The 13,811-nt window shown below is 44.1% G+C and carries 10 protein-coding genes; 6 read left to right on the top strand and 4 right to left on the bottom strand.

The window, feature by feature from the left end; translation table 11 throughout:
• Positions 1-153 precede the first annotated feature (153 nt).
• Both cysG and AVL57_RS03160 read right to left on the bottom strand, forming a co-directional pair.
• Positions 154-1,539 (bottom strand): siroheme synthase CysG, encoded by a 1,386-nt coding sequence (cysG, locus tag AVL57_RS03155; RefSeq protein WP_057793997.1) that lies wholly within the window; start codon positions 1,537-1,539, stop codon positions 154-156.
• Positions 1,540-1,664: 125 nt separating this feature from the next.
• Entirely contained in the window at positions 1,665-3,431 is a 1,767-nt protein-coding gene (locus tag AVL57_RS03160; RefSeq protein WP_057793995.1) for a DEAD/DEAH box helicase, read from the bottom strand.
• Positions 3,432-3,647: 216 nt separating this feature from the next.
• Between AVL57_RS03160 and prsT the strand changes: the two genes are divergently transcribed.
• Positions 3,648-6,425, top strand: a complete 2,778-nt coding sequence (gene prsT / locus AVL57_RS03165; protein ID WP_057793993.1) for an XrtA/PEP-CTERM system TPR-repeat protein PrsT — start codon at positions 3,648-3,650, stop codon at positions 6,423-6,425.
• A gap of 164 nt (positions 6,426-6,589) precedes the next feature.
• Here prsT and AVL57_RS03170 read toward each other — a convergent pair whose 3' ends face one another.
• Together AVL57_RS03170 and tolC are read right to left on the bottom strand one after the other, a co-directional pair.
• Positions 6,590-7,414: an ion transporter gene (locus tag AVL57_RS03170; protein ID WP_057793991.1), complete on the bottom strand. Its 825-nt coding sequence runs from the start codon at positions 7,412-7,414 to the stop codon at positions 6,590-6,592.
• Between the two features lie 240 nt (positions 7,415-7,654).
• Positions 7,655-9,022: an outer membrane channel protein TolC gene (tolC, locus tag AVL57_RS03175; RefSeq protein WP_057793989.1), complete on the bottom strand. Its 1,368-nt coding sequence runs from the start codon at positions 9,020-9,022 to the stop codon at positions 7,655-7,657.
• Between the two features lie 293 nt (positions 9,023-9,315).
• On the opposite strand from tolC, the gene nudF reads away from it, so the two are divergent.
• From nudF to parE, 5 genes are all read left to right on the top strand, one after another.
• Positions 9,316-9,942: an ADP-ribose diphosphatase gene (gene nudF, locus AVL57_RS03180; protein WP_057793987.1), complete on the top strand. Its 627-nt coding sequence runs from the start codon at positions 9,316-9,318 to the stop codon at positions 9,940-9,942.
• 41 nt (positions 9,943-9,983) lie between these two features.
• The gene (locus AVL57_RS03185) at positions 9,984-10,379 is read left to right on the top strand and encodes a DUF1249 domain-containing protein (protein ID WP_171008969.1); all 396 of its coding nucleotides are present in this window, start codon (positions 9,984-9,986) and stop codon (positions 10,377-10,379) included.
• On the top strand, positions 10,376-11,131 hold the full coding sequence (locus tag AVL57_RS03190; RefSeq protein ID WP_057793982.1) for a metallophosphoesterase: 756 nt from the start codon (positions 10,376-10,378) through the stop codon (positions 11,129-11,131). The genes AVL57_RS03185 and AVL57_RS03190 overlap by 4 nt, the downstream gene beginning before the upstream one ends.
• A complete protein-coding gene (locus tag AVL57_RS03195) occupies positions 11,128-11,712 on the top strand; it encodes a YqiA/YcfP family alpha/beta fold hydrolase (RefSeq protein WP_057793981.1) in 585 nt (194 codons plus the stop codon). The genes AVL57_RS03190 and AVL57_RS03195 overlap by 4 nt, the downstream gene beginning before the upstream one ends.
• Before the next feature lie 190 nt (positions 11,713-11,902).
• Entirely contained in the window at positions 11,903-13,798 is a 1,896-nt protein-coding gene (gene parE, locus AVL57_RS03200) for a DNA topoisomerase IV subunit B (protein WP_057793978.1), read from the top strand.
• Positions 13,799-13,811: the final 13 nt, after the last annotated feature.

A 13,811-nucleotide genomic window follows, 5' to 3' on the forward strand; every position in this document is an offset into this window, starting at 1 on the left:
CAGCTTACATGCCCTACAAATTGAAACCTTCGCTTTGGTGTTATTACCAATGTATAAATGCCGACATGCCGCTTAGCTGATTAATTCAGTATGCGTACGCAGGGGGAAATTGCAACAAATTAGTTAAAACCAACGCCTGCTCACAAGGGTAAGTTAGTCACCAAACCAGTTTAGCTGGTTATGCAAACTTACTACAGTACCTACGATAATGAGCGTCGGGGGCTTCAACGCTGACGTAGCAGGGTTTTGCGTAATATCGCTAAGCGTGCCTGTTACCACCACTTGGTTTTCGGTGGTAGCCGATTGGATTAGGGCGATAGGGGTATCTGCGGTAAGACCATTTTCAATCAGTTTTTTACAAATAATGGGTAAGCCAGTTAACCCCATATAGAATACAATCGTCTGATTGGCGTGCGCTAACGATTGCCAATTCAAATCGATAGTACCGTCTTTTAGATGGCCGGTAGCAAACACCACTGATTGGGCGTGATCTCTGTGGGTTAACGGGATACCTGCATAACTTGATGCGCCATTCGCCGCAGTAATACCGGGCACTACTTGGAACTCAATACCGTGCTGAATAAGGGTTTGAATTTCTTCCCCGCCACGACCAAATATGAATGGGTCTCCGCCTTTTAAGCGTACCACTCGATTGCCTTTTTTCGCCTCATCAACCATAAGCTGGTTAATATCATCTTGTGGCAAGCTATGGTTGCTCTTTGCTTTACCCACGTAAATTTTTTCGGCATCCCGGCGAACGAGTTCTAAAATCTGCGGTGAAACTAATCTATCGTAAACCACTACATCAGCTTTTTGCATTAGCCTTAGTGCACGAAACGTCAATAAATCAGGGTCGCCAGGGCCTGCACCAACAAGGTAGACCTGACCTTGAACTTGGTTGTTTTCAGCCGCTGCCGTTAGGGCGGTTTCAAAGGCTGCATCGGCTTTACTGTCTTGGCCTTTTTCGACCATTTCAGCTATGTCGCCATCTAAGACGTCTTCCCAAAAATATCGTCTAGCCGTTACACCGTTTAAGGTTTGCTTTACTTTTTCTCTGAATTTTTCTGAAAACGCACCAAGCTTACTCAAGTTAGCAGGCAGCACAGTTTCCAGTTTTTGGCGTAAATAGCGTAATAGTACGGGCGCTACGCCGCCGCTACTCATGGCAATAATAATGGGTGAGCGATCTACAATAGAAGGGGTAATGAATTGGCAAAGTGGGGTGTTATCTACCACATTCACAAGCACTTTTTGTTCGCGAGCTAAATCGTGAATAGCTTGATTGGTTTCAGATTTATCGGTGGCAATAAAAACCATGTCTTTATCGGCTAAATCGCTATCGATAAATTCCCGCTCAATAAGGGTTACTTTCTCGTTTTGCGCCAAACGTTTTACCGTGTCGCATGCCCAAGGCGCTACCACAGTGATGTGAGCTGGAGTCTTCATGATGAGCTCAAGTTTGCGGGCGGCTACTTCTCCTGCGCCAACGATTAAGCAGCGAAGAGAGCGAGCATCTAAAAATAGGGGAAAGTAATCCATCAAGGGGCACGTAAAAAAAAAGAACTAACGCTATTTTGCGCTAATTCTTTTTAATTAGAAACAACGAAATCAGCCTTTATATTCCACAACGTTATATAAAGGCAGAAGTTGCTTTTATTTCGATCTTACGACTTGCGACGTGCGCGGTTATCACGACTGCGGTTTTCACCACGGTTGTCGCCACGCTCGCGTTTCGCTGGTGGTGTATCCGACCATTCGCGAATCGACAAACGCTGACCCGCTACGCGAGTACCTTGAAGCTTGTCTTTAGTCTCTTTTGGCATGCCTTCAGGCAAATCAACAGTACTGAAGTTATCATAAATTTCGATAGCACCAATGTGCTTAGAATCCATGTTACCTTCGTTTGCGATTGCGCCGACAATATTACCAGGCTTAGCACCGTGTGTATGACCTACGTCGATGCGGAAGCGCTGCATACCAGCTTCTGGCTTACGACTAGTGCGAGGCGCTCTAGGCTTACGTTCACGACCGTCGCCGCGGCCATCTCTGCGATCGCCACGAGGTTCACGGCTGTCACGAGGTGGTTTGCTGTGAAGATCAGGGCGGTCGCTTTCTTTAAGGATAAGCGGCTCATCACCTTGTGCAATCTTAAGCAATGCTGCCATAAGCACTTCAGGAGAAGCTTCAGCTTCTTCTTTAATCATCTCAACCAAAGGAATAAGCGTTTCAATGCTGTCATCTTGCGTAGCTTCAATAACAGATTGCTTGAAACGGCTTAAGCGAGTTTCGTTGATTTCACTAATTGAAGGAATTGGCATTGCTTCAATTGGCTGCTTAGTCGTTTTCTCGATAGAGAAAAGCATACGCTTTTCACGATGAGAGATGAAAAGTATTGCATCACCTTGACGTCCAGCACGGCCAGTACGACCAATACGGTGAACATAAGATTCACTATCGTAAGGTACGTCGTAGTTAACTACGTGGCTAACACGTTCAACATCAAGACCACGTGCAACAACATCAGTTGCTACTAAGATATCAATGTTACCTTGCTTAAGTTTATCAACAGTACGCTCACGAGCGTTCTGAGGAATATCACCATTTAGCGGTTCAACATCGTATCCACGTGCAGAAAGTTTATCAGCAAGTTCAACAGTCGCTGTTTTAGTACGCACGAAAATAATCATGCCGTCAAAACGCTCTACTTCCATGATACGCGTAAGTGCCTCAAGCTTATGATGAGGCGCTACTTGGCAGTAACGTTGACGGATAGTACTTGCAGTACTTACCTTAGACGCAATTTTTACGTGCTTAGGATCTTTAAGATAACGCTGAGTAATCTTCTTAATTGGACCAGGCATAGTGGCCGAGAACAACGCTGTTTGGCGTTCAGCTGGCGCGTGGCTCAAAATAAGCTCAACGTCATCAATGAAGCCCATGCGCAGCATTTCGTCGGCTTCATCAAGTACAAGGAATTTAAGTTCGCTTAAATCCAACGTTTTACGTTTGATATGGTCGATTACACGACCAGGTGTACCTACTACAACTTGAACGCCGCGTTTAAGCTGGCGAATTTGATTGTCGTAAGATTGACCGCCGTAAACAGGCAGTACTTTAATTTTATGGCTGAAACTAGCGTACACTTGGAACGCTTCTGCTACCTGAATCGCTAATTCGCGAGTAGGTGCTAGTACCAGTAATTGCGGCTTACGTTGCTCAGGATCGATATTTGCCAACATTGGAAGGGCAAACGCTGCGGTTTTTCCTGTCCCTGTCTGGGCCTGACCGAGTAAGTCGTGACCTTCAAGCAGTAATGGAATACTCTCGGCTTGAATAGGTGACGGTTTCTCGTAGCCAACTTTTTCAAGGGCTTGTAAGATAGGTTCTGGTAGTTTTAGATCTTTAAATGTCATGTCGACAGTTGTTGTCATTAAGGGTCCTGATGCTTTAAGTAAGGAGGGTGCGGCATACTGTAGGACGCCTTCAAACGTCGGAGTGTGCTCGCGGTATTGCAAAAAACGTTATTATATTCGAATAATGGTCAGGTTGCCACGAAATTGCACAATAATGACGAAAAAACGCACAATTGGTAGTGTAAACTTCGGGTATACCTCGAAATTCAAATGATGTAGGGCAAAGGAACGACAATGAATAAGAAATACCCACAGCAGATTTTTAAGCGATCTTCCATTGCAGTTCTGCTTTTGAGCAGTCTTTTGACAGGATGTGGTGACAAATCGATAGATGCTCACCTAGAAGATGCTCGTGCTTATGTACAAAATCAAAATAATGCTGCCGCAATCGTTGAATACAAAAATGCCATTCAGATGGATCCCAATGCTGCAGTACCTCGTTTTGAATTAGGTCGACTGTATCTTCAAAATGATAATTATGTGTCAGCTGAGAAAGAATTAAATAAAGCATTAGAGCTTGGACATCCAGCCAGTGAAGTGATTCCCTTACTTTCTGTTGCTTATCAACAGTCAGGTGCTGAAAACGCTTTAGGCGAAGTGGATTACCGAGCAGAAGGGATGACTACCGTCGAATCTGCCGAAGTCGGTTTTTATAAACTACAAGCCTTAGTGCAGCTAGAAAAGCTCGCAGAAGCAGAAGCGCTACTAGACGATTTACTCACCCTCGATACACAGTCTGTGTACAAGGGCTTAATTGAAAGCTACCAGTATGTACTCTCTGAAGATTATACACAGGCACTTAGCGCCACTGAAGCACTGCGAGAGCAAGCGCCAAGCAATAAAGATGTTTTACTACAGCTTGCCCGCCTTTACCTGCTAGAACAAAAGCAAGTCGAAGCCATTGGTGTTTATGAAGATTACACCAAAGCCTACCCAAAAGACGTAACCAGTAAGTTCGCTTACGCTGCTTTGCTAATAGAGCAGCGTGATCTTGAACGTGCTGAGCCAGTGGTGGATGAGCTGTTAACGCTGAATGAAGCACACCCATTGTTGAATACTTTTAAAGGTATAATTGAGTCGGCCAATGGTAATCATGCAAAAGCGTTAGCGCATTTAGAGACAGCAGTACAAAATGGTCGTAACGATCAAGTGGTGCGATTGGTTGCCGGTTTCAGCGCGTATCAAATTCAAGATTTTGAAGCTGCCCAACGACACCTGACTATGGTGGCATCACGGTTACCTGAAAATCACCCAGGCTTAAGAATGCTGGCAGACAGCATGTTACAACTGGGTGAAAATGATGAAGCCCTTGCCGTGTTAAACCGAGTGGAAGGCGGCGCGACCACAGACGCAGCGTTATTTTCAAAAGCGGGGTATCAATTACTTCGTGAAGGTAACGTGCTTGGTGCCAAGCAAATGGTAGAAAAAACCGAAGCGGTTGTTGATACCTCGCCAGAAGATCTTGCTCGTTTAGGCGTACTGCAACTTTCACTAAACGATGTGACCGGTTTGGTTAATATTGAAGAAGCGGTTCAACGTGCGCCAGAATCAACAGCTTCTCAAAATACCTTACTGCGCGCATACATCGCGACTGGTGAGCTTGATAAAGCTAAAGTAGCTGCCAGCGAATGGCGTGACCAAGCGCCAACCGAGGCCTTGCCGCTGGTGTACTTAGCCAGCATTGCGATTGTTGAGGAAGACTTCACAACGGCAACCGACTTACTAAATAGCGCTCAGAAGCTAGAGGGTGCCGATAAAGAAGTGGCTTATGCCAAAGTGAAATTGCTGATTGCGCAGAAGCAGTTTGCTGACGCTGTAACGCTTGTTAAGTCTCATTTAAAAGATAACCCGTCTGACGTGCAAGCGTTGACCATGTGGTATGCCCTAGAAGCGCGCGAAAATAATGATGGGGTAGTGGTTGATTACTTAGAGAAGCAACTTGCAACGCAATCAGCTGATATCGATTTGCGTTTATTATTAGCCCGTATTTATTCGCGAATGGGCGAAGTCGCCAAGAACAATAGCTTGCTAGCCTCTGTGGAAGGTGATGAAAGCACCCCAATGGCGTTTTGGAATTTAAAAGGCCAAGGGCTAATTCGAGCAAACGAAGTTGGAAAAGCCAAAGCATTGTTTGAGCGTTGGGTAGCGTTTTACCCACAAGATAAAAACGCGGTACTGGGCATGTTGCTTATCCTCGACTCAGAAAATAACTACCGCGACGGTTTAGCGCTTACTGAAAAAGTGTTAGCGAAACGTCCTGATGCACAGATTAGCCTTTTAAAAGCGTATTTCCACGCCATGATGGGGCAAAGCAAACCGGCATGGGAGGTTGTTAATGGCACCTCTGATGAAGTACAAGCTCTGCCATTCGTACGCGGTATTCTTGCACGACTGTATGTTATCGATAAGCAACCAGAACAAGCATTAGAACATGCAGAGGTGGCTTATGAAGCTACGCCAAACTCAGACATGGCCTTGCTAATGGTCGCCATTCTTGAAATGACCGGTAAACAAGCCGAAGCTTTATCATTTCTTGAAAAACATGTGGATAAAACGCCAGACGATGTGCGCAGTGCCATGCTGTTAGCTGAACGCCAAATTGGTAGCGATAAAGAAACAGCCATAGCGACCTATGAAACTATTTTGACTAAAACTCCAGATAACTTTGTAGTGTTGAATAACTTAGCGTTTTTGAGTTTCCAAAATGGAAACCTAGATAAAGCTGAAACCATGGCGAAAAAGGCCGTGTCTTTGCAACCTGAAAATGCTGACTCAGTAGATACGCTGGCGCAAATACTGATTGCTAAAGGCGATAAAGAAGCCGCCCTTAAACTGTATTCAGATATTGCAACTCGGCCTATCTTAAATGATGAGGTTTATCTTAATCACGTAGAGCTTTTATTACAGATGGATAAACAAGCGTTAGCTAAGCGTCGCTTAGCCAGTAGAGAGTTTGAAAAAGAAGTATCACTTCAGCGTATAGTAACGCTTAAAACTAGCTACGGATTGTAACAAGTTATTGGTTACTTAAAAGCTAGTAGCTATTGATTTAACTATAATAATAGCTAAATTAACAGCTAAATGAATACAAACAAAAAAAGCGCCTAGGTTGTCACTTCTATCTTCCTTAGGCGCTTTTTTATTGTCTGTTATTTACTGTTGTTGATTAGTGCATATTATTGTTTTTCGAGTTTGGCCTTAATCGCGGTAAGCTCTGCCATTACGTCTTGTAATGTAGGTTCGCTATGGCCTTCGGCTTCTAATTCAGCTCTTAACAAGGCTTCTTTCTCTTCCCTGGCTTTTTCGTTTTCACGCTCCATCACGTTCACCACAATACCAATCACCATGTTTAAAAAGGCGAATGCAGTAAAGAAGATAAAGGTTAAGTAATACACCCAGCTTAGCGAATAAACCTCCATGGTTTCGTACATGACATCAGTCCAATCTTCAAATGTCATTACCCTAAACAGGGTAAGCAGTGAAATAGTAATGTCGCCCCAAAGGATAGGGTTAATATCGCCAAACAACGTACTGCCCACGGCAGCGTAAATATAGAAAATGATAAACATGAGCAACATTACGTAGCCCAGTTGAGGCAATGCTTTTACTAGCGATACTAAGAGTATGCGCAGTTCAGGGATGATAGATATCATCCGCAGCACCCTAAACACCCTTACTAGTCGTGCTATCAACGCAAGTTCAGTATCATCGGCGGGTATAAGGCTGATAATAACAATGACGGTATCGAAGACATTCCAGAAACTTTTGAAAAAGTTCCGCTTTCGGCGTTCGCCTAAAAAACGAATAGTGATTTCAGTTAAGAAGAACGCGCTGATAAACCAATCGAGTAGCAGGGTAACACTGCCAAATCCAGCGGGAAGTTCATAGGTTTTAGCGCCAACTAATAACGCTGAAATGACGATAACGCTAACCACAAAGGCTTCAAACCATTTATTAGCGCGAATGCGTTCAAATCGACTTTGTAACTCAGAAGCTTGCATGTTTTTCTTTGCTCACATTACAAACAAATAAGCGCTGCCAATCATTTACGATAAATAGGCTTATTTAGGGATAATAAAAAAGGGGCAACATCATGGACGATGCATTGTGCTTGTTGCAAGTAAAATTGTATCACCGGCATGGTGTGCGTGACATCATTTACAAAGAAGGCGGCTAATGCCGCCTTCTTTAATAACGCTGGTTGTATCGCCAGAATATTTTTTCAGTTTGTGCGTAGATGACTATTCAGCGTCTTCCATTGGCTTTAAGCCACGGTTGATAATAGCCACATCTTCACCGGTTAAGGTACCTGCAGCTTGTTTTAAGGTAACAACCGATTGGATAAAGTCGTAGCGGGCGCCAGATAAGTTGTTACGTGCATCAAACAAATTACGGGTGCTATCGAGTACATCAACAATAGTACGTGTACCCACATCAAAACCCGCTTCAGTTGCTTTCAATGCACTGTTGGCAGAAACCACAGATTGCTCAAGGGCACGAATGGTTGATATTGATGCTTTAACATTATTAAACGAGCTACGAATAGACTGAACCGTTTCACGGTAAGTTTGTTCAGCAGCCTGACTCGCCGATACGTACAAGAATTTCGCTTGGTCAGTTTGCGAACTTACACGATGGCCAGAGTAAATTGGTACTGACACTGATAAGCCGATTGATTGGCTATCAAGGTAAGGCGTCTCGTACTGAATAACCTGAGAATCTACGTCATTTTTCGAGCGACCCAGGCTGGCCGATAAATCAAGCGTAGGTAAGTGGCCTGAACGAGCAGCAGCGATATCTTCTTTAGCAATATCCATGGCTAAACGGTCAACCAACAATGCTAAGTTTTTATCTTGCGCCGTTTCTAACCAATTATCGACTTTTGCTGGTACTGGCATAGTGGCAGAAAATGTTTCTTTATCTAAGCCAAACAAGCGGTCGTGGTACTTGCCGGTGATCACTCGTAATGCTTCAAGGGCGAATTCTAGTTGGTTTTCAGCCTGAATCTCTTGAGCGACTGTGCTGTCGTAATTAGCTTGTGCTTCATGCACGTCAGTAATAGCAGTAAGCCCTACTTCGAAGCGCTGACGGGTTTGTTCTAACTGACGTTCAATGGCACGTTTTTCTGCGTTAACAAACTCAACGCTATCTCGGGCACGTAATACATCAAAGTAAGCGGTAACCGTCCGCACGATTAAATCTTGCATGCTAGCGGCTAATTGCGCATCGCTTTGTTCTGCAACCTTTTCGGCGCGATCTAAGCCAATCCAGTTTGCATGATCGTACAACGACATAGATAACGAAATACCGTACTCGATATTGTCATTGTCGGTCTCGAAAGTGACAACTTGTAAATCTTCTGCGTTTGTACCTAATGTTTGTGCACTTTCTGTGGTAGAGGTGGTGTAAGACATAGACCCAGAGATTTGAGGAAGAAGGTTTGCACGGCTAATGCTGATCCCTTCAAATGCAGCATCACGCTGCGCTTTCGCTTGATTTACCAAAGGGTCATTGGCAAGTGCTTGTTGATACACTTGCGTCAGATCATCGGCAAGCGCACCGGTTGTTACTGAGAAACCGATTGCCAGCGACAGAAGTTTTCGATTCATGCTTACGTCTTCCTGTTATGTCTAGGTGAGTCTAAGTGACTGCTAATAATTATAAATAATATGTGAAGTGTATAAATTTTATTCGCAAACCGAAACAGTTCAGTCGTAACAGTATTGCTTTAACTGTAACAGAATATGTGATCCAACCTAGTTCATTGGCAAGTAATCACATTTATCTCAGAAAATTCGGTATTAACTTTTTATGCTTCCGTCCGCGATTAGGGCGCGTATACAAAAGTTGTATGTCTATGTACTATGCATGATAAATCGTTTCGAACCAAAAGTGTCTGCAAATGAGCAAGAAAATCCTTTCATTTACCTCAAACGACGTTGAAATTAAGAGTGTAAAATCGGTTTATCGTGGTTTTTTCACCATGCAAGAATATCTGTTTACGCACAAATGCTTCGACGGCACCCAAAGCGGTACGGTGAAACGAGAGCTATTTGAACGCGGTCATGCTGTAGGCGTATTGCCCTACGATCCTATTTTGAATGAATTTGTTCTTATTGAGCAGTTTAGAATAGGGGCATTAGCGACATCTTCAACCCCTTGGCTGATAGAAATAATAGCGGGCATGATTGATGAAGGCGAAACAGACGTAGATGTATGCCATAGAGAGTCGATGGAAGAGGCCGGTATTGAGCTTGAAAATCTCACCAAAGCAATGAGTTATTTATCTAGCCCTGGGGGAACGACCGAGCGTATTCATATTTTTATTGCAAAAACCGATGCAGAAAAAGCACATGGCATTCACGGATTAGAGAGTGAGTCGGAAGATATCAAAGTACATAGAGTGGCTGAGCAAACTGCCCTTGAATGGCTGGAAAACGGCCATATAGACAACGCTGCCGCAGTAATTGCGCTACAATGGTTCTTTATGAACAAATCCACGCTAATGGAGCAATGGAAGATATCGTGACACAACGTACCCACAGAAAATACGTCCCTCATCTACCCACAATGCAGGCATTGTGCGAGTTAAACTACGCGCACATTCTTCGTATTCTGCCCGATTGTGATACAGAGGAACTTAACTACGTATTTACCGTGGGCGACACGCTTACGTACGAAATTAAGATTATTGAGTCTGCTCGATACACCAGTACGTTAAGCCTTAAACAAACGTCCGACGATATGCCCAGCTATTTAACACCTTCAATGACGGTGCGTTTGTACCATGATGCCAGAATGGCCGAAGTAATAAATAGCCAAAATACGGGCGCACTTCAACCTTCCTACGAATACCCTAATTTGAAAATGCGCCAACGCAATGAAAAGCAAATGGTGAATATCTTTCTTGCTGAATGGTTAGATTTTTGCCGCAAACTTCGTCCTAAGGTAACTTCGCTAGCGTGAGTACCCTGCTGCATATTAGCGACTGCCATTTATTTGGTGATACCACTCGCCAAGGTTACGGTGCGATTAATCCCTATCAAAGCTTAAAACAGATATTGATTGAGGCTTTCGAGCACAGCGCCAATATTAGCTCGATTATCGTTACCGGTGATATTAGCGGGGATGACTCTCTGGCAAGCTATCAGCACTTTACCGCGTTGATGGAAGACTACGCCAAGGCACCGGTTTATGTGATTGCCGGCAATCATGATAATAACCTTCATTTTGATACATTATCTGCTCACCATCTTGTTGCTGGCGCGCCAGTTGAATTAGGCGACTGGCAAATTCACGGTTTAGATACACGTTTTGAAGGCGCGAGAGGGCAGGTAGATATTCATGAGCTTAAGGTTATAGGCAAACAAGTATCTGAACATTCACATCGCCATCACTTACTTGCCATGCACCACCACGCCTCGCCATCTAAAAGCTGGATGGATAAACACGACTTGGCAAACGCCGGTGAGTTTTTAAACTGGGTAGAGGAAGGCATTCCATTAGTGGCCATCATTCATGGCCATGTACATTCGCCCCTTCGTTACACGCTAGGTACAAATAATAAAGTACCAGTGATGGGCTGCCCAGCAAGTTGTTGGCAGTGGGAAATGGCACCTGAATTTGCGTTAAGTGACGAGCAGCCCGGTTATCAATTAATTAGGTTACACGACGATGGAACGTTAACCTGCGACATAAAGAGAACAAAAACAATATGAAACATGTGTTATACCTTCATGGCTTTTTAAGTTCACCAATGTCTGTGAAAGCGCAGGCTACCAAAGCGTATTTTGAGCAGCATCACCCCGATGTAACATTACATATTCCCGCGCTTTCGAATTACCCGAGCCAAGTAGAAAGCCAGTTACTGACACTGATAGAAAGCACGCCTGCGCTAATTAAAGATGGCCTGCGCGTTATTGGTAGTTCTATGGGCGGTTATTTATCGACTTTTTTAATTGAAAAGTTCTCGGGTAAAGCGGTATTGATTAACCCTGCGGTAAAACCTTATGAATTGCTGCAAGGTTTTATTGGAAAACATACCAACCCGTATACGGGTGAAGTGTTTCATATTGTTGAAAGCGATATTGAAGTGATAGAAAAATTAGACGCTAAAGAATTGCAGCATGCACCAGCGTACAAGGTGTTACTGCAAACTGAGGATGAAACCTTAGATTACCGTTTAGCAGAAACCAAATACGCAATGAGTACGCTAGTGGTTGAGGAAGGCGGCGATCACAGCTTTACTGGCTTTGAGAATCACTTACCCGCCATTGCAGATTTTCTGCTTAAAGACTAAAAGCCGTTAAATGCGTCGCGCTTCCCATTGTTGCGCTACTATCAACAGCGTATCGTTTCTACCAAGTTTGCTGACTATCGCCTTTTCATTGCGAGGGTAGGCAAGCCTTGGTAACATCAATTTATCTTGCGTTGCAGTTGTCTTCTGCGTACGTTAACCCTTGTTGCTGGCTTAAATAATAACCATAACTATGTCAAATCAATATAACTCTGATGCAATTGAAGTCTTAAACGGTCTCGACCCGGTTAAGCGCCGCCCAGGCATGTATACCGATACCACTCGACCCAATCATTTGGGCCAAGAAGTTATCGATAATAGTGTGGATGAAGCCCTAGCAGGTCATGCTTCCAACATTAAAGTTATCTTGCATGAAGACCAATCACTTGAAGTCATCGATGACGGCCGTGGTATGCCGGTAGATATTCACCCTGAAGAGAAAATTTCTGGCGTAGAGCTTATTTTAAGTAAGTTGCATGCTGGAGGAAAATTCTCTAACAAAAACTATGCGTTTTCTGGGGGATTGCACGGGGTGGGTATTTCAGTGGTCAACGCCCTCTCTACACGGGTAGAAGTGACTATTCGTCGTGATAGTAACGTGTATCAAATAGCCTTTGCCAATGGCGATAAAATTGAAGAGCTGGCGGTAATAGACACCTGTGGCAAACGTAATACAGGTACACGCGTGCACTTTTGGCCCGATCCACAATATTTCGATTCAGCTAAATTCTCAGTCAGCCGTCTTATTCACAACCTTCGTGCAAAAGCAGTACTAAGCCCAGGTTTACGTATTCGTTTTGACAATAAAATCGCCAAAGACTCGCAAGAATGGTACTACGAAGATGGTTTGCAAGATTACTTGTATCAAGCGGTACAAGAATACGAAACACTCCCTACTGATGTGCCTTTTGTCGGTAGCTTCAAAGGCAACACTGAAGGGGCTGATTGGGCGGTAATGTGGCTACCAGAAGGCGGTGAATTAACTACCGAAAGTTACGTTAACCTTATCCCTACTGCCCAAGGCGGTACGCATGTGAATGGTATGCGCCAAGGCTTGTTAGAGTCTATGCGTGAGTTTTGTGAATTTAGAAACTTAATGCCCCGTGGTGTGAAACTGTCTCCTGATGATATCTGGGACCGATGTGCTTATATTTTGTCTACCAAAATGCAAGACCCACAATTTGCAGGGCAAACTAAAGAGCGCTTATCGTCACGCCAAGCTTCTGCGTTTGTATCAGGGGTAGTAAAAGACGCGTTTAGCTTATGGTTAAACCAACATACTGAAGTGGCTGAAGCTTTGGCAGAGATGTGCATTAACAATGCACAGCGCCGTTTACGTCAAAACAAAAAAGTGGCGCGTAAAAAGGTAACCCAAGGGCCAGCACTGCCAGGTAAGTTAACCGACTGTTCGTCTCAGGATATTTCCTACTCTGAACTCTTCCTCGTGGAAGGGGATTCAGCGGGTGGTTCTGCTAAGCAAGCTAGAGACCGAGAGTTCCAGGCTATCATGCCTCTTCGCGGTAAAATCCTAAATAGCTGGGAAGTAGACTCTTCACAAGTATTAGCGTCACAAGAAATTCACGATATATCAGTAGCGTTAGGTATCGATCCAGATTCTACGGATTTGTCTGGTCTACGTTACGGTAAGATTTGTATATTGGCTGATGCCGATTCCGACGGACTGCACATAGCCACTTTGTTGTGTGCATTGTTTGTAAAACACTTTAGAACGTTAGTCGACCAAGGTCATGTTTATGTAGCCATGCCGCCGCTGTTTCGTATTGATGTGGGCAAGGAAGTTTTCTATGCGCTAGATGAAGGCGAGAAAAAAGGCATATTAGACCGTATAGAAGCAGAGAAAAAGCGGGGCAAAGTAAACGTTCAGCGCTTTAAAGGGTTAGGTGAAATGAACCCGTTGCAGCTTCGTGAAACTACGATGGATCCCAATACTCGCCGTTTAGTTCAACTCACCATAGAAGACTCGGCAGAAATGCTAGAGTTGATGGACATGCTGTTAGCTAAAAAGCGCTCTGGCGACAGAAAAATATGGCTTGAGAGTAAAGGGAACATGGCGGAAGTCGGGGTTTAACCTTTGTTCGCCT

This window comes from Alteromonas stellipolaris, assembly GCF_001562115.1.
Lineage (GTDB): Bacteria > Pseudomonadota > Gammaproteobacteria > Enterobacterales > Alteromonadaceae > Alteromonas > Alteromonas stellipolaris.